Below are 23,102 nucleotides of genomic sequence, written 5' to 3' on the forward strand. Positions count from 1 at the left end.
ATATTATAAAATATTAAAAAGAATATAAACTGATTAATAAAAATGCTTTCGCATTATAAGTTATAATGATAACATAATATTAATTTATAAAAATTGGTATAGATGTATTATACGCAATTGCTAAACATTTTAATGATTAATATTTAGCGTGATAAATTATGCGATAAAGTTCTCTAGTCATTGATTAAAAGGGGGGATATAAATGGAATATAATCAGTTTGAACAACCTATCGGTAAGTCATTAATCGATTTTTCTCAACCCAAAACACCAACGGCTGATGTGTTAGAAGGGAAGTATTGTAGATTAGAAAAATTAGCTTCAAAACATATTAACCCTTTATTCACTCATTTTAAGGAGCAAGAAGATGCACCTAATTGGACGTATTTACCAGACGCGCAGCCTAAAAGTTATGATGATTTTGCAACCTATATAAAAAATAAAGTACAAACAAAGGATCCATATTTTTTTGCTATAATAGATCAATTTGATAATGATGTAGTAGGTATTTTATCATTACTTAGAATAAATGAACCAAATGCAACAATTGAAGTTGGTCATATTCATTATGCTAATAAAATGAAACGAACACGTATTGCTACAGAAACACACTACTTATTAGCAAAATATATCTTTGACACTTTGGGATATAGAAGGTATGAATGGAAATGTGATGTATTAAATGAGCCTTCTATAAAAGCAGCCAAACGACTTGGCTTTAAATATGAAGGTTTGTTTAAAAATCATACTATTTATAAACAAAGAAGTAGAGATACATACTGGCTCGCTATGTTAGATGATGAGTGGTCAGTATATAAAACTAAGTTTGAGAATTGGTTGAACGAATATAATTTTGATGAATCTGGCAATCAAATAAATAAGTTATCACTATGATATTACAACATTAACTGGATAATAAATATTTTGTAAACCGTAAGCTTGTATAGGGGAGCTTACGGTTATATTTGTGATGACGGAATAAAATTAAAGTGAAAATATATGTGATTTCAGTTCGTGTATTTCATCAAAGCTTGGTGCAAATTTAACTAAAATAAGTTATAATGATATGATGAATTTTTATGAGGAGTAATTTGTATGACAATAAAGCAACTTGTAACAGCAGAAAATCCAATTTTGCAAAAGCACGTGCCGGATGTATCACGATTTGACGAAAACTTAGCTCAATTATTGCTCGATTTAGAAGACACAATGTATGAAGTTGAGGCTTCTGCCATATGTGCCCCGCAAATTGGCATTTTACAAAAGGTAGCTATTATAGATATGGAAATAGATGGATTGTTACAACTTATTAATCCAAAAATCATTCGAGAATCTGACCAAAAAGTAACTGAGTTAGAGGGCTCTATTTCATTACCTGACATTTATGGTGAAGTTGAAAGAAGTAAAATGATTGTTGTTAAAAGTAACGATAAAAATGGAAACGAAGTAGAAATGACTGCATATGATGATATTGCACGCATGATATTGCATATGATTGATCATTTTGAAGGTAAACTTTTTACAGAACGTGCAGATAAAATTTTGACTGAAGCAGAAGTGGAGGCGTATTTTGAAAATGAGTAAAATTATTTTTATGGGGACACCAGATTTTTCAACAAAAGTGTTAGAAATGTTAATTGCAGAACATAACGTGATCGCAGTCGTTACTCAACCTGATCGACCAGTTGGCAGAAAACGAAAATTAACACCACCACCAGTGAAACAAGTTGCAATAGAACATGCGATTCCTGTATATCAGCCTGAAAAACTGTCAAAATCTGAAGAATTAGAGATGTTGATTGATTTAAACGCGGATTTAATTGTTACTGCGGCATTTGGCCAATTATTACCACAACGTTTATTGGATTCACCAAAGTTAGGTGCTATCAATGTGCATGCATCATTATTACCTAAATATAGAGGTGGAGCCCCGATACATCAAGCGATTATAGATGGAGAAACACAAACTGGTATTTCTATCATGTATATGGCTAAGAAATTGGATGCTGGAAATATTATAGCTCAAAAAGCGATCGATATTGAACCACAAGATGACGTTGGTGTAATGCATGATAAATTAAGCTTTTTAGGTGCTGAATTATTAAAAGAAACCCTTCCTTCTATCATTAATGGTACGAATGAAAGTATTGTTCAAAATGAAGACAAAGCAACATTTGCATCTAACATTCGTCGAGAAGATGAAAAAATTGATTGGTCAGAACCTGCTGAAGTAGTTTATAACCATATTAGAGGTCTATCTCCATGGCCGGTTGCCTACACAATTATGGATGGAGAAAACTTAAAAGTCTATGCTTCACGCATTGAAAAAGATAAAGACGGTGAGCCAGGTACAATAATAGAGACAACTAAGAAAGCAATTATTGTGGCTACAGGTTCTAGTGATGCGATTGCATTAACAGAGATTCAAGTTGCTGGTAAAAAGAGAATGCCTACAGCTAATTACTTAAGTGGTGTACAATCAACACTCGTTGGGAAGGTATTAAAATGACAATTGAAACTAATGTAAGGTTATTAGCTTTTGAAACACTACAAGATATTATTAATGATAAAGCTTATAGTAATATTATTATTAATGAGGTATTAACAAACAATGAGTTAAATCGAGCTGATAAGAATTTATTAACCGAATTAGTATATGGTACGTTAAAAAGAAAATATACACTAGATTATTATTTGAAACCATTTGTACAAACTAAACTTAAAGGTTGGGTCAGACAGTTACTATGGATGAGTATCTATCAGTATATGTATTTGGATAAAGTTCCTGAACATGCGATTATTAATGAAGCTGTTAATATAGCAAAATATAAAGGCGGCCCACATAACGGTAATGTGGTTAATGGAATCTTGAGAACCCTTATGCGCAGTGAGTTACCAAATTTCAATGAAATTTCGGACGATAAGAAGCGAATTGCTATTCAGTATAGTTTGCCTAAATGGCTTGTTGATCACTGGGTGACACACTTTGGAATAGAGGAAACTGAAGCAATTGCACAATCATTTTTAACAAAAGTGACAACAACTGTAAGGGTTAATTTGACAAGAATTTCAGTTGAACATGTGATGCAACGTTTAGAAGAAGAAGGTTACACTGTAACGCAAGATAATGACATTACAATTTGTTTACATATTAGTGGTAAACCGATTATAGAGTCACGCGTATTTAAAGATGGTTTAGTATCTATCCAAGATAAAAGTTCTATGTTTGTAGCTGACGTGATGAATCTTCAAGATGGCGACCTTGTATTAGATGCTTGTAGTGCACCTGGCGGAAAAGCATGTCATATAGCAGAAAGGTTACATGGTACTGGACATGTAGATGCGACAGACATCCATGAACATAAAATTGATTTGATTGATTTTAACATTCGAAAATTACGATTATCTAACATTTCCGCTTTTAGTCACGATGCGACGGAAAATTATGATAAAGTGTATGATAAGATTTTAGTAGATGCACCTTGTAGTGGCTTAGGTGTACTTAGACATAAGCCAGAAATCAAATACGAACAAAGTCAGCAAATTATTCAATCTTTAGTGAATATTCAACTAGAAATTTTAAATAATGTGAAACATCATTTACGTCCAGGAGGCACTTTAGTTTATTCAACTTGTACAATAGAACAGTTAGAAAATGAAAATGTAATATATACATTTTTAAAAGAAAATAAAGATTTTGAATTTGATTTATTTGAACATCCAATCAGTGGAGAAAAGGTAAAAACTTTACAAGTGTTACCTCAGCATTTTAATTCTGATGGCTTTTTCATTACTAGGATAAAAAGAAAGGACCAATAAATAATGATAACTGCAGAAAAGAAGAAAAAGAATAAATTTCTTCCCAATTTTGAAAAGCAATCTATATACTCTTTAAGATATGATGAAATGGAAAATTGGTTAAAGGAAAATGGGCAACAAAAATTCAGAGCGAAACAAATCTTTGAATGGTTATATGAAAAACGAGTAGACAGCATTGATGAAATGACAAATTTGTCTAAAGAGTTAAGAGCACTATTGAAAGATCATTTTGCAATGACAGTTATGACGACAGTAGTTAAACAAGAAAGCAAAGATGGTACAATCAAATTCTTATTTGAATTACAAGATGGGTACACAATCGAAACAGTATTAATGAGACATGAATATGGTAATTCCGTATGTGTTACTACTCAAGTGGGTTGCCGTATAGGTTGTACATTCTGTGCATCTACACTAGGTGGCTTAAAGCGTAATTTAGAAGCGGGAGAAATTGTATCTCAAGTGCTTACTGTCCAAAAAGCATTAGATGAAACCGAAGAACGTGTATCTCAAATCGTCATCATGGGTATTGGTGAGCCATTTGAAAACTATGATGAAATGATGGACTTTTTGAAGATTGTTAATCATGACAATGGTTTAAATATAGGTGCGCGTCATATTACTGTTTCTACTTCTGGTATTATACCTAGAATTTATGATTTTGCTGACGAAGATATTCAAATCAATTTTGCAGTAAGCTTACATGGGGCTAATGACGAAATTCGTTCTCGATTAATGCCTATTAACCGAGCGTATAATGTTGAAAAATTAATGGAAGCCATTAAATATTATCAAGAAACAACAAATAGACGTGTTACATTTGAATATGGTCTATTTGGAGGCGTCAACGACCAAGTTGAGCATGCGAGAGAGTTAGCACATTTAATTCAAAAATTAAACTGTCATGTAAATTTAATACCTGTGAACCATGTACCAGAAAGAAATTACGTCAAGACGCCTAAAGAAGATATCTTTAAATTTGAAAAAGAATTAAAGAGACTAGGTATTAATGCAACTATAAGAAGAGAACAAGGTGCTGATATAGATGCAGCATGTGGTCAATTAAGAGCTAAGGAACGAAAAGTAGAAACGAGGTAATAGTATGCTAAAAGCACAATTTTTTACTGACACAGGTCAATATCGTGATAAGAACGAAGATGCAGGTGGTGTGTTCTATAATAAAACAGAACAACAATTACTTGTACTCTGTGATGGTATGGGTGGACATTTAGCAGGAGAAGTAGCAAGTCAATTTGTAACAGATGAATTGCAACGTCGTTTTGAAGAAGAAAATTTAATTGAACCTAACCAAGCCGAGGATTGGCTGAGAACTACACTAAAAGCGATTAATCGTGAATTATATCAACTCTCTGTTGATAATACAGACTATTATGGCATGGGAACAACTTGTGTTTGTGCGTTAGTATTTGATGATTATGTAGTGGTGGCAAATATTGGTGATTCAAGAGGATATTTGGTTAATAGTAGAGAGATTGAACAAATTACAAACGATCATTCTTTCGTTAATCATTTAGTGATGATTGGTCAAATTAGTGCTGAAGAAGCATTCAATCATCCGCAAAAAAATATTATTACAAAAGTTATGGGTACGGATAAGGTAGTAACACCAGATATTTTTGTAAAAAGAACTAATTTTTATGATTTTCTATTACTTAACTCGGATGGATTAACAGATTTTGCGAGAAATCATATGATTCAAGAAGAATTAATGCAAGAAAATGATTTAGAAACACACGGCCGGAATCTTATTGAATTAGCAATATCTCAAGAAACGAATGATAATGTGAGTATTGTTTTAGCAGAAATTGAAGGAGATAAGGTATGATTGGAAAATTAATAAGCGAACGTTATAAAGTGATAAAAAAGCTTGGCGGCGGTGGCATGAGCACGGTATATTTGGCTGATGACACAATTTTAAATCGCAATGTAGCAATTAAAGCTATTAGGATACCTTCTGGTGAAAAAGAAGAAACAATTAAGCGTTTTGAACGTGAAGTCCACAATTTAACACAACTTTCACATAAAAATATCGTTAATGTTTTTGATGTCACTGAAAATGATGAAAATTTCTTTTTAGTGATGGAGTACATAGAAGGTCCCACTTTATCAGAATATATTCAACAACATCGACCTCTAGACATCAAAACCGTAATCAAATTTACTGAACAAATTATTGAAGGAATAAAGCATGCACATGATACAAAGATTGTTCATCGTGATGTAAAACCTCAAAATATTTTGGTGAGTCGTGATCAAACACTAAAAATATTAGATTTTGGTATTGCAAAAGCATTAAGCGAAACGACGATGACCCAAACAAATCATGTTTTAGGGACGGTTCAATACCTTTCTCCTGAACAAGCGCGCGGTGATGTAACAGATAACGGCACTGATATATATTCTATTGGTGTTGTACTGTATGAAATGTTAGTAGGACAACCTCCTTTTTCCGGTGAAACAGCAGTAAGCATCGCTATAAAACATATCCAAGATCCGATGCCTAATGTTTCTAGCAAACGTTCTGAAGTCCCACAATCATTGAGCAACGTCGTGCTTAAAGCGACTGAAAAAGATAAGAAAGATCGCTATCAATCGGTTCAGGAAATGCAAGATGACTTGTCTACTGTCCTGACAAAAGAGCGTGAAAATGAATCACCATATCATTCTGTTGACGCTGACACTAAAACAGTGCCTATTGATAAAGCAGAGATTGCTAATCAGACTCGTGATGAAGATAAAGCAAAAAGCATGAATCAAACCATGCAAATTCCAATTGTTAATCAACAATATTTTCAATCAAATGAGGAACAATTATATACAATGCCTCCGAAAAAAAGATCAAAAAAGAAAAAGTTTTTCTATGGTTTAATCATTGTATTACTGTTGTTTGGATTATTTGGTTTTATGGCCATGGGAATGTTTGGTAATAAATATTTGGAAACACCTAATTTAATAGGTAAGACTGAAAAAGAAGCTGAAGGTATTTTAAGGGATAACAAACTAGAATTAGGCAAAACTACAAGAGCTTATAGTGATAAATATCCTGAGAATAAAATTATTAAAACATCACCTGGTAAAGGTGAACGTTTAGAACAACAAAGTAAAGTGGACATTGTATTATCAAAAGGACCTAAAACTGCAGAAATGCCAAATTTATATGGATTACCAAAAGTAGAAGCATTAAATAAATTAAAAAAATTAGGAATTGATGATGCAAAAGTAGATCAATCTTATACGAAACAAAATGTAGCTAAAGGCTTAATTGAAGCACAGAGTGTTTCGCCAGGTGATAGAGTGAAAATAAATGATAGTGACATTAAATTGACTGAATCATTAGGTGTTAAACAAGTTTATGTGGATGATTATGAGAAAAAATCATTCAAGACAGCTAAATCTGAACTAGAATCTAAAGGATTTAAAGTAGTTACTGTAGAAAAACGCTCTGATAAAACAGTTAAAAAGGACAATGTCATTAGTCAATCGCCTAAAGACGAAGAAGTAGATGAAGGTTCTACCGTAGAATTCGTAGTATCTACAGGTAAACCGAAAGCATCAGAGAAAAAAGAAGATAAAGATTCTGAGGAGCAAGAAGATAAGTCATCTAAAGAAGATGATAAACCTCAAACTAAAACATATACAGAAACCTATCAAGTTCCCTATACGGGTGATGATGATGAAAGCCAAGAAGTGAAAGTATATGTGAGAGACAAGGATGACAAAGGATCATCAGCTGCACAAAGCTTCAAAATTAAAGATGATAAAACCGTTACTATTCCAATGACGATTGAAAAAGGAGAGACGGCGGGTTATACGATTCGAGTTGATGGCAAGATTGTAGCTGATAAAGATATTCCTTATGATTTTTAGCGCAACTTAACGAACAAAGTGAAGGGAGTTTAGTTGCGCTTATGCAGAAGCCAAAGGCTTCTGCGAACTGCTTATAAAAAATGACTATAACAGAGTATTATTGCTATCATTCCATGTAGTAATAATGCTCTGTTATTTATTTTTAACTGAAATAGTCTCAAATCGTATTTAAATTAAAAAGCCTTTGCTATAATATAGTATGTAAAGCTTTTAAAAGAGGGGTGCCTAAGTGAAAACAGGACGCATCATAAAATCATTAAGTGGTGTATATCGCGTAGATGTAAATGGCGAAATGTACGACACAAAACCACGTGGATTATTTAGAAAAAATAAATTTTCACCTATTGTTGGTGATGTTGTAGATTTTGAAGTTGAAAATATTACAGAAGGTTATATTCACCATGTTCACGAACGAAAAAATGAATTAAAAAGACCACCAGTTAGCAATGTTGATCACCTAGTATTAGTGATGAGTGCGGTAGAACCTGAATTTTCAACTCAGTTATTGGATAGATTTTTAGTCATAGCACACTCGTATCATATGAGACCTCGCATATTAGTAACTAAACGTGATATTACTTCACCTAGCATGGAAAACAAAATATTACAGACACTAAAAGTTTATGAAAATATGGGATATCATACACAATTTATAAGTGTTGAAGATCATATCGATGAAGTTTTCATGCAATGGGGAGAAGGACTAGTAGTATTAAGCGGTCAATCAGGTGTTGGGAAATCTACGTTATTAAATCGATATTTTCCTGAATTGAATATTGAAACACAACATATATCTAGAGCGTTAAATAGGGGTAGACATACTACAAGGCATGTAGAATTATTTGAACGAAAAAATGGCTTTATAGCTGACACACCTGGATTTAGCGCATTAGATTTTAATCATATTCAAAAAGATGAAGTGAAACATTATTTCATGGAAATCAATGAATATGGTGAACATTGTAAATTTAGAGATTGCAACCATATAAACGAACCCAAGTGTAATGTTAAGCATGAAATAGAAAAAGGGAATATAGCTCACTTTAGATATGAACATTATTTACAATTATTTAATGAAATTGCAAACAGAAAGGAAAGATATTAAGTGGCAAAATTATATCCATCATTATTATCAGCTGATTTTTTACAATTACAAAAGGAATTAAAAGCATTAGAAGATGCAGGTGTTGATGGTGTGCACTTTGATGTGATGGACGGTCAATTTGTTCCAAATATTTCAATTGGATTGCCTATATTAGAAGCCGTTAGAAAGGGTACTGATTTACCAATAGATGTGCATTTGATGATAGAAGAACCAGAAAAATATGTGGAGCTTTTTGCAGCACAGGGTGCAGACATGATTTCAGTACATGTGGAAGCAACACCGCATATTCATAGAGTAATACAACAAATTAAAAATACTAATGTAAAAGCTGGTGTAGTCATTAACCCAGGTACATCGGTGAATACGATTATGCCAGTGCTAAAAATGGTGGATTATGTACTTGTCATGACAGTTAATCCTGGATTTGGCGGTCAAACATTCATTCAAGATAGCATTAGCAAATTGGACGAACTAGTCAAGATAAAGAAAGCATTAAACTTATCATTTGAAATCGAAGTTGATGGTGGTATTAACGATGAAACAGTTGCAACTGTTATCGAACACGGTGCCACTATGTTGGTAGCTGGTTCATATTTCTTTAAACAAAAAGATTATAAACAAGTGACGCAAACATTGAAAGGTTGAAGTCAATGAAAGTCAATTTATTATGTGGTGCAAGAAATTTACCAGAAAATATTTTACAAAATAAGGCAAATGAGTCATGGATAGGGGTTGACCGAGGTGCATTAATATTGATTGAATCAGGTATTATGCCTCAATTTGCAGTCGGTGATTTTGATTCAATAACTAAAGAAGAAAGGGATTATTTGGCTGAAAAACTAGCAATTAATCCATATCATTCTGAAAAAGATGACACTGATTTAGCATTGGGTATCGATCAAGCAATCCATTCAGGCTATAGTGAAATATGTGTTTATGGAGCAACCGGTGGACGTTTAGACCATTTTATGGGTGCATTGCAAATTTTAGAGAAACCAGAATATACAAAAAAGAAAATTAACATTAAAATCATTGACCAACAAAATGAAATTTCATATTTATCTGCTAAAGATCATTGTGTTGAAAGAGATTTTAATTATCCATATATATCATTCATCCCAATTACATATCCTACAGTTATTTCACTAGCCAATTTTAAATATGAATTGAAGCAATCATCTTTACAGCTCGGTTCTACGCTGACAATATCTAATGAATTAATAAAACCACGAGGTACTGTTTCTATTTATTCAGGTAGCGTATTAATGATTAAAAGTAAAGATTGATAAATCGTAGCAAAATTAATTATAAACAAAAAAAGACCAATCCTCCACATAAGGATTGGTCTTTTTCGTGCATTATATTTATTAAACTCTAGTTACTTTACCAGATTTTAAAGCACGTGCAGAAACCCAAACTTTTTTAGGTTTTCCGTCTACAAGAATTCTAACTTTTTGAAGGTTAGCATTCCATCTTCTTTTAGAAGAATTTAAAGCGTGTGAACGATTGTTTCCAGTTGAAGCTTTGCGACCTGTTACGAAACATTGTTTGCCCATGAAAGTACCTCCTTTAATAAATATAAATACACATATCTACTACATACTTGAATAATGTACCACATAAAAAAAATAATGGCAATAAAATGAAAAAAATTTCTTTACATAGCTTCTACTTTTGTTACACTCATTTTATGATATAATTGTAAACTATGGATAATATTGTATTTTTTAATCTTAATATAAAGTTTTAAAGTATCAAAAATAAAGTGAGAACCATAAACTAGGAGGCCCAATAAAATGACATTAGAAATTACAAATGATTATGGTAGCATAGACATTTCAAACGAAGTAATAGCTTCAGTTGTGGGTAGTAAAGCGGTAGAATGTTATGGCATTGTAGGAATGGCTTCTAGACAACAAGTAAGAGATGGAATTGCTGAAATTTTAGGTTATGAAAATTATGCAAAAGGCATTGTTGTGAGAGAAGAAAATAGTGTGTTGGATGTTGATATGTATATCATTGTAAGTTACGGTACAAAGATATCAGAAGTTGCAAGCAATGTTCAATCAACTGTCAAATATACATTAGAACAAACATTAAAAGTTAAAGTAAATTCAATTAATATATTTGTACAAGGCGTACGAGTGGATAATGGCAAGAAAAACTAGGAGGACATAACGAGATGGTTAGTAAAATAAATGGTAAATTATTTGCCGAAATGATTATTCAAGGGGCACAAAATTTATCTAATCATTCAGATTTAGTAGATTCATTAAATGTATACCCGGTGCCAGATGGGGATACAGGGACAAATATGAACTTAACAATGACATCAGGCAGAGAAGCAGTAGAAGAGAATTTATCACAGCATATTGGCGAGTTAGGTAAAACATTTTCAAAAGGTTTATTAATGGGGGCACGTGGAAATTCTGGCGTTATCTTATCACAGCTTTTTAGAGGATTTAGCAAAAATTTAGAAAGTTTTAGCGAAATTAATGCACAGCAATTAGCAGAAAGTTTTAAAGCTGGTGTTAACACTGCATATAAAGCAATTATGAAACCCGTAGAAGGCACAATTTTAACTGTTGCTAGAGATGCTGCGGATGCAGGTATACAAAAGGCACAAGAAACAGAAGATTGCATTGAACTTGTGACATATATTATAGAACAAGCCCAAATTTCTTTAGAGAATACGCCCAATTTGTTACCTGTATTAAAAGAAGTTGGTGTAGTTGATAGTGGTGGTAAAGGATTAGTTATCGTTTATGAAGGTTTCCTAAAAGCTTTAAAAGGTGAAACTGTAACTGCAGAAACTCCAAAATTAGATACAGAAACTTTAGTGAATGAAGAACATGACTTCCACGGTGTGATTAATACTGAAGATATTGTTTATGGATATTGTACCGAAATGATGGTTCGTTTTGGGGTGAATAAAAAAGTATTCGATGAAGATACTTTTAGAGAAGAAATGAGTCAATTTGGGGATTCATTATTAGTTATTAATGATGATGAAATTGTAAAAGTTCATGTACATACAGAAAAACCTGGCGATGTTTTTAATTACGGACAACAATATGGTGAATTAATTAAATTAAAAGTTGAGAATATGCGAGAACAACATCGTGAAGTTGTAAAAAAAGAACAAAAAGGTACAAATACACAACAATCTAATCAAGAAACTTCAACAGTAGACACTGCTGTCATCGCTATTTCTATGGGAGAAGGCATATCAGAATTGTTTAAATCCATGGGTGCGACACATTTAATAAGTGGTGGCCAGACAATGAACCCGTCTACTGAAGATATTGTGAAAGTGATTGAACAATCCCAATGTAAACGTGCAATCATCTTGCCAAATAATAAAAATATTATGATGGCGAGTGAACAAGCTGCATCAATTGTAGATGCTGAAACTATTGTGATTCCTTCGAAATCTATACCACAAGGAATAGCTGCATTATTTAATTATGATGAATCAGACGAATTAATTGATAATAAAGCACGCATGATTGAATCATTAGAAGTGATAACTTCTGGCTCTGTTACTTACGCTGTTAGGGATACCAAAGTCGATGGTGTAGAAATAAAAAAAGATGCATTTATGGGATTAGTCGAGGATAAAATTGTCACAAGCAATGAAGATGAATTTGAGACTGTTAAACAGTTATTGTCTCAAATGATTACGGACGAAAGTGAAATAATCACTATGATTATCGGTGAAGATGCCAATAGTGATATAACATCTAATGTTGAATCCTGGATTGAAACAACGTATCCAGATATTGAAATAGATCAACATCAAGGTGATCAGCCTGTATATCAATATCTGTTTTCTGTGGAATAATGTTAGTTTGTTGATAACGACAAAAATTTCTATCAATATACGTAATTAGGTATGTGTCATATCTGGTTACGTATATTTATTTTGACGCAAAAAAATGGGTGAAGTTAATGTTTAAAGAAGTATATACTAAATAGATGTAAATATCGTAATAATATTCATGGTAAAGAATAATTATTTTCATTATGTTTATATGTGTATATGTGTATTCAATTCACAATAGTGTGCAATTTGTAATAATTTTGAATTAAAAGCAGTACAACTAAAATTAGTTTATAATGTTAACTTAAATTGTTATAATAATAAAGGTGCAAATAAAATGTAAGCGCAACACTTTAGAATGATTAAAAATAAGGGTGGGGTATCCATTATGAAATATAAAACAGTTTTCGATATAATTGGTCCAACAATGGTTGGTCCATCATCTTCACATACAGCAGGTGCAGTCAGAATTGGCTTAGTAGCTAAAGATTTATTTAATCAAATACCAAAACAAGTTGATATATATTTGTATGGGTCATTTATGGAAACATATAAGGGCCATGGTACAGATGTAGCACTTGTGGGTGGCTTATTAGGATATGATACAGACGACGATCGAATCCAAAAAAGTTTAGAGACTGCTGAAGAAATTGGCATGAAAGTGAATTTTATTGAAATGGCAGAAGAACGCTCTCACCCAAACACTGCAATTATTAATATGAGAGACGGAGAAAAAGAAATTTCTGTTGAAGGTGTGTCTATTGGTGGCGGTAAGATAGAAGTTGTTGCAATCAATGGTTTTAGTATTGCAATTAGTGGTAACTATCCAGCACTTTTAGTATTCCATAAAGATACATTTGGTACGATCGGCCGTGTAGCTAATATATTAGGTGATTCCAGTATTAATGTTGGCAGCATGCAAGTTTCAAGAAAAGAAAAAGGTGACCAAGCATTAATGACATGTGAATTAGATGATGCTATCAATGATGAAATAATAGAAAAAATAAAAAACGTCGATGGTGTAGTGACAGTCTCACTCATGGGCGACGCCTAATGGAGGGATATCAATGTTTAAAAGTGTAAAAGAACTCATTGAAAAATGTGAGACAGAAGATAAAAAAATATATGAAGTGATGCTTGAGCAAGAAATGGAAGTTACTGGTTTATCAGAAGAAGAAGTATATGCACATATGGATAAAAATTTACAAACTATGGAAAATGCATTAGATGAAGGCTTAGAAGGCGTAACTTCAACGACTGGTCTAACAGGTGGAGACGCTGTTTTAATAAAAGAATATTTAAAAACAGGTAAATCTTTATCTGGTGCAACATTATTAGATGCTGTGAGCAAAGCAGTAGCAACAAATGAAGTAAATGCAGCAATGGGTAAAATTTGTGCTACACCAACGGCTGGTTCAGCTGGAGTCGTTCCTGGGGTTCTGTTTGGTTTGAAACCACGATTAGAACCTACACGTAAAGATATGTTGAATTTCTTATTAACTTCAGGCGCATTTGGATTTGTTGTAGCAAATAATGCATCGATATCTGGAGCAGCAGGTGGTTGTCAGGCAGAAGTTGGATCGGCCGCAGCTATGGCTGCAGGTGCGACAGTTGAGCTTGCAGGTGGTACACCACAACAATCTTCGGAAGCTTTTGCAATTTGTTTGAAAAATATGCTAGGTTTAGTATGTGACCCTGTAGCTGGATTAGTAGAAGTACCTTGTGTAAAAAGAAATGCAGCTGGGGCATCTAATGCAATCGTCTCAGCCGATATGGCATTAGCAGGTGTAACTTCCAGAATCCCGACAGACGAAGTAATAGAAGCAATGTATAAAATAGGGCAAACGATGCCTTCAGCGTTGCGTGAAACTGGTCGTGGAGGTTTAGCAGGCACACCGACAGGACAGCGTTTAAAACAAGAAATATTTGGTGATTAAAATGTCAAAAGTCAATTTAATAGAAAGCCCATTTCCATTATCACAAATCAAGGGTTTAGGTCCTAAGCGGTTAGTGGTATTAAATGAATTGAACATTTATACAGTAGAAGATTTAATCTTATATTTACCAACGCGTTATGAAGACAATACTGTAGTTGACTTGAATGAAGCAGAAGATCAAGCGATGGTGACTGTTGTTGGGGAAGTATACTCAACACCCACTGTCGCTTTTTTTGGTAGGAATAAATCTAAGTTGACAGTTCATTTAATGGTTAACAATATTGCAGTAAAATGTGTATTTTTTAATCAACCCTACTTGAAAAAGAAACTAGAACTACACCAAACGGTTACGATTAAAGGAAAATGGAATAGAAATAAGCAAGAAATTAACGGAAATCGAATGTTTTTTAATCAACCAGCAATGGAAGATGTACAATTTGAACCCATTTATCGAATTAAAGAAGGGATAAAGCAAAAACCATTACGTGATATGATTAGGCAAGTTTTAGAACATGTTACGATTCATGAATGGATATCAGATTCATTGAGAGAAAAATATAAATTAGAAACACTAGAAGATACAATCAAAACATTACACCTTGCACCGGACAAAACTTCATTGCTCAAAGCGAGAAGAACTTACGCATTTATTGAATTATTTATGTTTGAACTTAGAATGCAATGGCTAAATAGGTTGGAAAAAATATCAGATGACGCAATCGAAATTGATTATGATATTCAATTAGTAAGAAATTTTATATCATGTTTACCATTTGAATTAACTGATGCACAAAAGCAAAGTGTAAACGAGATATTTAGAGATTTAAAAGCGCCTATTCGCATGCATAGATTGTTACAAGGTGATGTTGGATCAGGAAAAACAGTCGTAGCTGCAATTTGTATGTATGCATTAAAAACAGCAGGTTATCAATCTGCTTTAATGGTACCTACTGAAATACTTGCAGAACAGCATGCTGAAAGTCTTGCAGAAATCTTTGGTGACAGAATGAACATTGCTTTACTTACAGGTTCAGTAAAAGGGAAAAAACGCAAAATTTTGTTGGAACAGCTCGAGCAAAATGAGATAGATTGTATTATTGGTACACATGCGCTTATTCAAGATGATGTTGTCTTTAATAATGTGGGCCTTGTAATTACAGATGAACAGCATCGTTTTGGTGTCAATCAACGACAATTGCTGAGAGAAAAAGGCGCGATGACAAACGTTTTGTTTATGACAGCGACACCTATTCCACGCACATTAGCAATTTCTGTTTTTGGAGAAATGGATGTATCCTCAATCAAACAGTTACCAAAGGGTAGGAAACCTATTATAACCTCTTGGTCTAAACATGAAGCATATGAAAGTGTATTACAACAAATGTCTGCTGAATTAAAAAAAGGTAGGCAAGCATATGTGATTTGTCCATTGATAGAAAGTTCAGAGCATTTAGAAGATGTACAAAATGTAGTTGAATTGTTCGAATCTTTACAAGCCTATTATGGTAAAGGAAAAGTTGGACTACTTCATGGTAAATTAACCTCAGAAGAAAAAGATCAAGTGATGCAACAATTTAGTAATCATGAAATTGATATATTGGTGTCAACGACAGTGGTAGAAGTAGGAGTTAACGTTCCTAATGCAACATTTATGATGATATATGATGCGGATCGATTTGGATTATCAACTTTACATCAATTAAGAGGACGTGTTGGTAGAAGTGAACACCAAAGCTATTGTGTATTAATTGCTTCACCTAAAACTGAAACAGGGATAGAACGTATGAATGTAATGACACAAACAACAGATGGTTTTGAATTAAGTGAACGTGATTTAGAAATGAGAGGACCTGGTGATTTCTTTGGTGTGAAACAAAGTGGGTTACCTGACTTTTTAGTAGCGAATGTTGTTGAAGATTATAAAATGTTAGAAGTAGCGAGAGATGAGGCAGCAGAATTAATTCAATCCGGTGCATTTTTTGAAGATGAGTATCAAAGATTAAGAACATTTGTAGAAGATAATTTACTATATACTAGTTTTGATTAACAAAAACAGCAATTTAGCGTGTCATTTGCTAAACTGCTGTTTTTTTATATTTACGAGCCTACACCTACTTTAGTCCATGCTTGTGCTACAGATTGTGATTCGTTACTATTATGGCCATATAATTCATCTGCTGCTTGTTTTAAGGCAATTTTGGCATCAGAAAATTCAGCATTGGACGTCAAATATTGAGTTAATGCGAGATAGTATATTTGCTCAGCTTTTTCTTTACCAATTGATTGTATCGTTAGATATGCAGCTTTGTTTGGAATACCACTATTAATATGGACACCACCATTATCTTCATCACCAGTATAAAATTGATCCATATGTGCTGGTTGATCATATTTTTCTGGATCTTTTAAACTTCTTAAAGCGTCACCATCTTGATTGGGAGTATATACATCTTCACCCATCAGCCAGTTATCAGGGTCAATAAAATACCCAAATACATCTGAGAAAGATTCGTTGAGTGCACCAGATTGATTTACATATTCTAAATTAGCAGTTCTTTCAGTTACCGCATGTGTTAATTCATGAGCAACAATATCTTTAGCGCCTGATAAGGGATTAAATGTTTGACCATCACCGTCACCGTAAACCATATATTGTCCGGTCCATGCTGCATTATTATAGTTCTTATCAAAATGGACAACTGAATTAATATCAGCAGCATTATCGTCGTAACTATTTCTATCGTGTGTATTTAAATAATAATCATAAACTGCTTTTGCGTAATAGTGTGCATCGACGCCAGGACGTTGTTGTTTTTTATCAAAATATTTTGAATCATTTATGATAGGAGAAAATTGATCAGTGGTTCCATTGGCACTTTCAGTATTAATATGTGCATCTGTCGTTGTATCATTTAAAGTATATTGTCCATTGTTGCTAGATACATTAAGTGGTGATTTTTTATCACCATTCACTCCGATACCAGAGCCTTTTTCTAAAGCGTGTTCAATCACATTTTGTTTTTTTAATATCTCCCCAGTGCTAGCATCAACTTGTATTTGCCAATGTGCAGGCTTAGGAGATATGTAATTTAATTCTATATTATATATATATCTTTCTTTTTTACTATTAACATCTAGTTTGTTTTTAGACACTACTTTAAAGCCATCGATGTTTGTAACGTCATTGCTTTTTTTACCAATTGCTTTAAAGGCTAATTTTTCTGCTTGGGAAGAAGATAGTTTCACCGTATTATTAACGTCGATATGTTGTCTGTGTATATGACCATTGATAAGTGATACGTTTCCATCAGAGTTCACATGGACTTTAATTGTGCTATCATTAGCTAAAATATGATTGATTTTTGGTTTTAATTCATAATGTTTAACACCAGTTGAATCAACACTGCTATTGATTACTTTGTATTGTTTAAATGCATTTTTATTAATAGATTCTGTTTTAGTTTTATTTGTATTGAGCACAGATGTAGCGTTGTTTTGTAGGAAATGTTCTACATCTATTTTATTGGAAATTTTTGTTTCAGTTGAAGTTTCTAAGTTTTCAGGAAGGATACTATTGATTTCTTTTGCGTTACTCTGAGTGGAAAAAGCTGCAAAAAATGTTGCAGATAGCAATGCATTGGTCACTACTTTTTTCAATGTTTACAACCCCTTTGAATTGGAATGAATAATCTATGTATTTCTGAACATTTTTTAATAGTTAAGTGTTTTAAAAACGATAAATTTTATTTTTATATAATTTAACATATTATTATTAAAAGTTATATATTAACTTTAAAAACTTTTTTTACTTTGGTTATAAAAGTGTTCAGCTTTAACTCAATATAATGGAGAAAGTCTTATGTTTTTAGTTGAGCAATTGAAATAGAAAGTGTTATGATATGTTAGGAATGTTTAAGACTTGGTACTAAAATTAGGGAGTAGTAAACTATGAAGTTAAAAAAACAAGAACGTCGTGAAGCGATAAAAAAAGAAATAGAAAAAAATCCCTTTATTACTGATCTTGATTTAAGCAGTCTTTTTTCAGTCAGTATCCAAACAATAAGGTTGGATCGTACACACTTAAATATTCCTGAATTGAGAAAAAGAATAAAATCCGTTGCGAGAAAAAATCACGAAAGTATTCGATCTATTGATGGAAGTGAAATCATAGGTGATGTGATTAACGTTGAACCAGATCATCAAGCAACATCTCTGATTAATATTGATGAAGATTCAGTATTTACAAGAAATAAGATTGCCAGAGGTCATGTGTTGTTTGCACAGGCCAATTCATTATGTGTGGCACTTATACATAAACCAGTCGTTTTAACTAAAGAAAGTAATGTTTCATTTTTAAAACAAGTTAAATTAAACGATACAGTACGTGCTGAAGCACAAGCTGTCGAAATAACGAATAAATATTTTAAGATAAAAGTAAATTCGTATGTCAAAGATACTTTAGTATTTAGAGGTACATTCAAAATGTATTATACAAGTGAGGATGAACAAAATGGTTAAAATAGCTATCGACATGATGGGTGGCGATGACGCACCTGGCATCGTTTTAGAAGCTGTTGAAAAAGCGGTCAATGATTTTAAAGATTTAGAAATTATATTATTTGGAGACCAAAATAAATGTAATATTAATCACGAAAGAGTGGAAGTACGTCACTGTACAGAAGCGATAACGATGGAAGATGAACCAGTAAGAGCAATTAAACGGAAAAAAAATAGTTCGATGGTGCGCATGGCTGAAGCAGTAAAATCTGGTGAAGCGGATGGATGTGTATCAGCCGGTAATACAGGTGCATTAATGTCTGCTGGACTATTTATTGTTGGTAGAATTAAAGGTGTAGAAAGACCAGCATTAGTGCTTACTTTACCTACTGTATCAGGTAAAGGTTTTGTATTTATGGATGTCGGTGCAAATGCGGATGCTAAAGCAGAACACTTATTGCAATATGCACAATTAGGCAATATTTATGCACAAAAAATACGTAATATTGAACAACCTTCTGTAGCATTGCTTAATATAGGAACTGAAGCAGCTAAAGGAAATACATTAACTAAAAAAGCGTTTAATTTAATGGATGAACAACAAGAATTTCATTTTGCTGGTAATGTAGAAGCGAAAGTATTAATGGATGATGCTGCAGATGTCGTTGTCACAGATGGCTATACTGGTAACATGATCCTAAAAAATCTAGAAGGTGTAGCAAAATCTATAGGAAAAATGTTGAAATCTACACTTTTAAGTAGTTTAAAAAATAAATTAGCAGCGTTAGTCTTACGCAAAGATTTAAATGAGTTAACTACAAAAATGGACTATGCAGAATATGGTGGTTCAGTTTTACTAGGATTGAATGGTATCGTTGTAAAAGCACATGGTAGTTCTAATGCCAAGGCATTTTATTCAGCAATTCGTCAAGCTAAGGTTGCTGGAGAATTAAATATAGTAGATACAATGAGAGAAACGGTGGGGTCAAAAAATGGGTAAAACAGCGATTATTTTTCCTGGACAAGGGTCACAAAAAGTAGGCATGGCTAGTGATTTGTTTAATGAAAGTGATGCCGCAACATCAATTCTAAATGAAGCACAAGCACAATTGGATTTTGATATCTTAGAAACAATGTTTGAAGATGCCGAAGGTAAATTAGGCCAAACTGAAAATACACAACCAGCATTACTTACACATAGTACCGCTTTATTAATGGCATTAAAACAAATTGATGCAGATTATACAATGGGTCATAGCTTAGGTGAGTACGCGAGTCTAGTAGCGAGTGGCGTATTAAAGTTTGAGGACGCGGTAAAAATAGTTCGTAAACGTGGACAATTGATGGCAGCAGCTTTTCCTGATGGTGTTGGTAGCATGGCAGCTGTCCTAGGTTTAAATTACAGTGAAGTTGATGACATTTGCAAACAACTTTCAACAGAAGACGAAGTCATAGAACCTGCTAATATCAATGCACCTGGACAAATTGTGGTTTCAGGGCATAAAACATTAATAGATCAACTTGTTGCTGAAGGAAAATCTTTGGGTGCTAAACGCGTCATGCCTTTAGCCGTTTCTGGTCCTTTCCATTCATCCATGATGCAAGTTATTGAATCGGACTTTGCAAATTATATCGAACAATTTGAATGGAACGACGCCAATTATCCAGTGGTACAAAATGTAAATGCTAAAGGTGAAACAGATGCTAAAGAAATTAAAGAGAATATGATTAAACAATTATATTCTCCGGTTCAATTTATAGATTCTGTGACATGGCTACTTGATCAAGGTGTCGACCATTTTATTGAAATTGGGCCAGGTAAAGTACTTTCAGGATTAATAAAAAAAATAAATAGAGATGTTAAGCTTACTTCAATTCAAACATTAGAAGACGTAAAAGGGTGGAATGAAAATGACTAAAAATGCATTAGTAACTGGAGCATCTAGAGGTATTGGTCGTAGTATAGCAATTCAGTTAGCTGAAGAAGGTTATAACGTAGCAGTAAACTATGCAGGTAATAGAGAAAAAGCAGAGGCTGTAGTAGAAGAAGTGAAAGCTAAAGGTGTAGAAAGCTTAGCAATTCAAGCTAATGTTGCCAATGGCGATGAAGTAAAAGCAATGATTAAAGAAGTAGTAAACCAATTTGGTACAGTCGATGTATTAGTCAATAATGCAGGTATTACTAGAGATAATTTATTGATGCGTATGAAAGAAAGTGAATGGGATGACGTTATCGACACTAATTTAAAAGGTGTGTTTAACTGTATTCAAAAGGTTACACCACAAATGTTAAGACAAAAAAGTGGGTCAATCATCAATTTATCTAGTGTAGTTGGTGCAGTAGGAAATCCAGGCCAAGCTAATTATGTTGCAACAAAAGCAGGCGTTATTGGATTGACTAAATCTGCTGCGAAAGAATTAGCTTCAAGAAATATCACAGTTAATGCCGTTGCACCAGGATTTATTGTATCTGACATGACAGATGCATTATCAGATGATTTAAAAGATCAAATGTTGCAACAAATTCCATTAGCAAGATTTGGAGAAGACACTGATATTGCAAATACAGTAGCATTTTTAGCTTCAGACAAAGCAAAATATATTACTGGTCAAACAATACATGTCAATGGTGGTATGTTTATGGAATAGTGTAACTGTACGGACATACCATTTTGAACATGACTTGATATGACTTATGGATGTATGTCATGCTCTAAGTATGTAATTCATTGAAATACTACTTGTATTTCAATCGATAAAATGGGAAAATATAAAAGTCTATCATAGGCTTTTAAAAGGAGGTGAATCGACGTGGAAAACTTCGACAAAGTAAAAGATATCATCGTTGACCGTTTAGGTGTTGACGCTGAAAAAGTAACTCAAGATGCATCTTTCAAAGATGATTTAGGCGCTGACTCACTTGATATTGCTGAATTAGTTATGGAATTAGAAGACGAATTTGGTACTGAAATTCCAGATGAAGAAGCTGAAAAAATCAACACTGTTGGTGATGCAGTTAACTTTATCAATAGTATGGAAAAATAATAAACAAATATCTGAGTCGTGGATTTTACGGCTCAGATTTTTTCTATTAAAAAGCAGTTAACTTTAGTAATCATATCAATAGTAATCGTTAAAGAGGGTTAATGTTCTATAAATGATAAAATGAATGTATGATTAGCAGTTTTCCCTTTAGTTTTATAATAAATTCACGTAAAATATAAAGGCATAAGTATATACAAAATTACTTTAAATTGAGGTGGAAAAGTATTGACGAATCATAAAAAAAAGGAAATGGTTAATGCATTCCAAGAAAAGTTTTCAAAAAAAATGCAAGAATTAAATTTGAATTTTAATAAAGTGAATTTATATCAACAAGCATTTTCACATTCGAGCTTTATCAATGATTTCAATATGGATAGATTAGATCATAATGAACGTTTAGAGTTTTTAGGAGATGCGGTATTAGAATTGACGGTTTCACGCTATTTGTTTGACAAATATCCAGAGTTACCAGAAGGTAATTTAACGAAAATGCGTGCGACAATTGTTTGTGAGCCTTCACTTGTAATATTCGCGAATAAAATTGCATTACACGAACTTATCTTGTTAGGTAAAGGAGAAGAAAAAACAGGTGGTAGAACAAGACCCTCACTTGTATCAGATGCATTTGAAGCTTTTGTAGGTGCACTGTATTTGGACCAAGGCCTAACCGCTGTTTGGAAATTTGCTGAAAATGTGATTTTTCCATTTGTGGAAGACGATAAACTGGATGGTGTCGTCGACTTTAAAACACAGTTTCAAGAATATGTGCATCAGCAAAACAAAGGTGACGTTACTTATCGTTTAATCAATGAAGAAGGTCCTGCACATCATCGTTTATTTACGTCGGAAGTGATTTTAGAAAACAAGCCGGTTGCGATAGGCAAAGGCAAAACGAAAAAAGAATCAGAGCAACAAGCAGCAGAAAGTGCTTATAAACTCTTGAAAAATAAAGAGGTTTAATGTCAGTTCCATCGTATATTGTGGTGTAGC

Annotated in this window: 23 protein-coding genes; 21 read left to right on the forward strand and 2 right to left on the reverse strand. The window is 33.1% G+C overall.

The genetic code is table 11. From position 1 onward, the window contains the following. The first annotated feature begins 202 nt into the window (after positions 1-202). The 10 genes from KA883_RS08860 to KA883_RS08905 all read left to right on the forward strand — a co-directional run bounded on the left by KA883_RS08860 (position 203) and on the right by KA883_RS08905 (position 10,096). Entirely contained in the window at positions 203-892 is a 690-nt protein-coding gene (locus KA883_RS08860; protein WP_046208678.1) for a GNAT family N-acetyltransferase, read from the forward strand. Positions 893-1,093: 201 nt separating this feature from the next. Continuing rightward, complete coding sequence (locus KA883_RS08865) at positions 1,094-1,582, forward strand: peptide deformylase (RefSeq protein ID WP_046208677.1); 489 nt, start codon at positions 1,094-1,096, stop codon at positions 1,580-1,582. Beyond that, entirely contained in the window at positions 1,575-2,507 is a 933-nt protein-coding gene (fmt, locus tag KA883_RS08870; protein WP_046208733.1) for a methionyl-tRNA formyltransferase, read from the forward strand. The genes KA883_RS08865 and fmt overlap by 8 nt, the downstream gene beginning before the upstream one ends. A 2-nt stretch (positions 2,508-2,509) precedes the next feature. Next, complete coding sequence (gene rsmB, locus KA883_RS08875; protein ID WP_348634418.1) at positions 2,510-3,817, forward strand: 16S rRNA (cytosine(967)-C(5))-methyltransferase RsmB; 1,308 nt, start codon at positions 2,510-2,512, stop codon at positions 3,815-3,817. Positions 3,818-3,820: 3 nt separating this feature from the next. Next, positions 3,821-4,915 (forward strand): dual-specificity RNA methyltransferase RlmN, encoded by a 1,095-nt coding sequence (gene rlmN, locus KA883_RS08880; protein WP_046208675.1) that lies wholly within the window; start codon positions 3,821-3,823, stop codon positions 4,913-4,915. Positions 4,916-4,919: 4 nt separating this feature from the next. Further along, complete coding sequence (locus KA883_RS08885) at positions 4,920-5,663, forward strand: Stp1/IreP family PP2C-type Ser/Thr phosphatase (protein WP_046208674.1); 744 nt, start codon at positions 4,920-4,922, stop codon at positions 5,661-5,663. Beyond that, the gene (gene pknB, locus KA883_RS08890) at positions 5,660-7,705 is read left to right on the forward strand and encodes a Stk1 family PASTA domain-containing Ser/Thr kinase (RefSeq protein WP_046208673.1); all 2,046 of its coding nucleotides are present in this window, start codon (positions 5,660-5,662) and stop codon (positions 7,703-7,705) included. The genes KA883_RS08885 and pknB overlap by 4 nt, the downstream gene beginning before the upstream one ends. A gap of 229 nt (positions 7,706-7,934) precedes the next feature. Beyond that, positions 7,935-8,810, forward strand: coding sequence for a ribosome small subunit-dependent GTPase A (gene rsgA / locus KA883_RS08895; RefSeq protein WP_046208672.1), 876 nt, complete (start codon positions 7,935-7,937; stop codon positions 8,808-8,810). Then, entirely contained in the window at positions 8,811-9,455 is a 645-nt protein-coding gene (gene rpe / locus KA883_RS08900) for a ribulose-phosphate 3-epimerase (protein ID WP_046208671.1), read from the forward strand. It abuts the gene before it with no gap. A 5-nt stretch (positions 9,456-9,460) separates the two neighbouring features. Then, positions 9,461-10,096 carry a thiamine diphosphokinase gene (locus tag KA883_RS08905; protein ID WP_046208670.1) on the forward strand — a complete coding sequence of 212 codons (636 nt, stop codon included), beginning with the start codon at positions 9,461-9,463 and terminating at the stop codon, positions 10,094-10,096. Between the two features lie 81 nt (positions 10,097-10,177). On the opposite strand, the gene rpmB is transcribed toward KA883_RS08905, so the two are convergent. Beyond that, positions 10,178-10,366: a 50S ribosomal protein L28 gene (gene rpmB / locus KA883_RS08910; RefSeq protein WP_002483503.1), complete on the reverse strand. Its 189-nt coding sequence runs from the start codon at positions 10,364-10,366 to the stop codon at positions 10,178-10,180. Positions 10,367-10,606: 240 nt separating this feature from the next. On the opposite strand from rpmB, the gene KA883_RS08915 reads away from it, so the two are divergent. The 5 genes from KA883_RS08915 to recG all read left to right on the forward strand — a co-directional run bounded on the left by KA883_RS08915 (position 10,607) and on the right by recG (position 16,617). Continuing rightward, the gene (locus KA883_RS08915; RefSeq protein ID WP_019467949.1) at positions 10,607-10,978 is read left to right on the forward strand and encodes an Asp23/Gls24 family envelope stress response protein; all 372 of its coding nucleotides are present in this window, start codon (positions 10,607-10,609) and stop codon (positions 10,976-10,978) included. 14 nt (positions 10,979-10,992) lie between these two features. Next, positions 10,993-12,654 carry a fatty acid kinase catalytic subunit FakA gene (fakA, locus tag KA883_RS08920; protein ID WP_046208669.1) on the forward strand — a complete coding sequence of 554 codons (1,662 nt, stop codon included), beginning with the start codon at positions 10,993-10,995 and terminating at the stop codon, positions 12,652-12,654. A 367-nt stretch (positions 12,655-13,021) separates the two neighbouring features. Next, a complete protein-coding gene (gene sdaAB / locus KA883_RS08925; protein ID WP_046208668.1) occupies positions 13,022-13,687 on the forward strand; it encodes an L-serine ammonia-lyase, iron-sulfur-dependent subunit beta in 666 nt (221 codons plus the stop codon). Positions 13,688-13,700: 13 nt separating this feature from the next. Next, positions 13,701-14,570, forward strand: a complete 870-nt coding sequence (gene sdaAA, locus KA883_RS08930; RefSeq protein WP_046208667.1) for an L-serine ammonia-lyase, iron-sulfur-dependent, subunit alpha — start codon at positions 13,701-13,703, stop codon at positions 14,568-14,570. A gap of 1 nt (position 14,571) precedes the next feature. Beyond that, on the forward strand, positions 14,572-16,617 hold the full coding sequence (gene recG, locus KA883_RS08935; protein WP_046208666.1) for an ATP-dependent DNA helicase RecG: 2,046 nt from the start codon (positions 14,572-14,574) through the stop codon (positions 16,615-16,617). Between the two features lie 50 nt (positions 16,618-16,667). Here recG and KA883_RS08940 read toward each other — a convergent pair whose 3' ends face one another. Further along, the gene (locus KA883_RS08940) at positions 16,668-18,227 is read right to left on the reverse strand and encodes a M4 family metallopeptidase (protein ID WP_046208665.1); all 1,560 of its coding nucleotides are present in this window, start codon (positions 18,225-18,227) and stop codon (positions 16,668-16,670) included. A gap of 291 nt (positions 18,228-18,518) precedes the next feature. Here KA883_RS08940 and fapR point away from each other — a divergent pair, with 291 nt between their 5' ends. The 6 genes from fapR (at position 18,519) to rnc (ending at position 23,072) form a co-directional block, all read left to right on the forward strand. Next, the gene (fapR, locus tag KA883_RS08945; RefSeq protein ID WP_046208664.1) at positions 18,519-19,088 is read left to right on the forward strand and encodes a transcription factor FapR; all 570 of its coding nucleotides are present in this window, start codon (positions 18,519-18,521) and stop codon (positions 19,086-19,088) included. Further along, positions 19,081-20,067 (forward strand): phosphate acyltransferase PlsX, encoded by a 987-nt coding sequence (gene plsX / locus KA883_RS08950; protein WP_046208663.1) that lies wholly within the window; start codon positions 19,081-19,083, stop codon positions 20,065-20,067. Before fapR ends, plsX begins: the two co-directional genes overlap by 8 nt. Beyond that, positions 20,060-20,986 (forward strand): ACP S-malonyltransferase, encoded by a 927-nt coding sequence (gene fabD, locus KA883_RS08955; protein ID WP_046208662.1) that lies wholly within the window; start codon positions 20,060-20,062, stop codon positions 20,984-20,986. Before plsX ends, fabD begins: the two co-directional genes overlap by 8 nt. Next, positions 20,979-21,716: a 3-oxoacyl-[acyl-carrier-protein] reductase gene (fabG, locus tag KA883_RS08960; RefSeq protein WP_046208661.1), complete on the forward strand. Its 738-nt coding sequence runs from the start codon at positions 20,979-20,981 to the stop codon at positions 21,714-21,716. The genes fabD and fabG overlap by 8 nt, the downstream gene beginning before the upstream one ends. A gap of 162 nt (positions 21,717-21,878) precedes the next feature. Further along, on the forward strand, positions 21,879-22,112 hold the full coding sequence (locus tag KA883_RS08965; RefSeq protein WP_019467939.1) for an acyl carrier protein: 234 nt from the start codon (positions 21,879-21,881) through the stop codon (positions 22,110-22,112). A 249-nt stretch (positions 22,113-22,361) separates the two neighbouring features. Further along, positions 22,362-23,072: a ribonuclease III gene (rnc, locus tag KA883_RS08970; RefSeq protein ID WP_371090939.1), complete on the forward strand. Its 711-nt coding sequence runs from the start codon at positions 22,362-22,364 to the stop codon at positions 23,070-23,072. Positions 23,073-23,102 lie beyond the last annotated feature (30 nt).

This window comes from Staphylococcus sp. GDY8P54P, from assembly GCF_017892645.1.
GTDB lineage: Bacteria > Bacillota > Bacilli > Staphylococcales > Staphylococcaceae > Staphylococcus > Staphylococcus ureilyticus.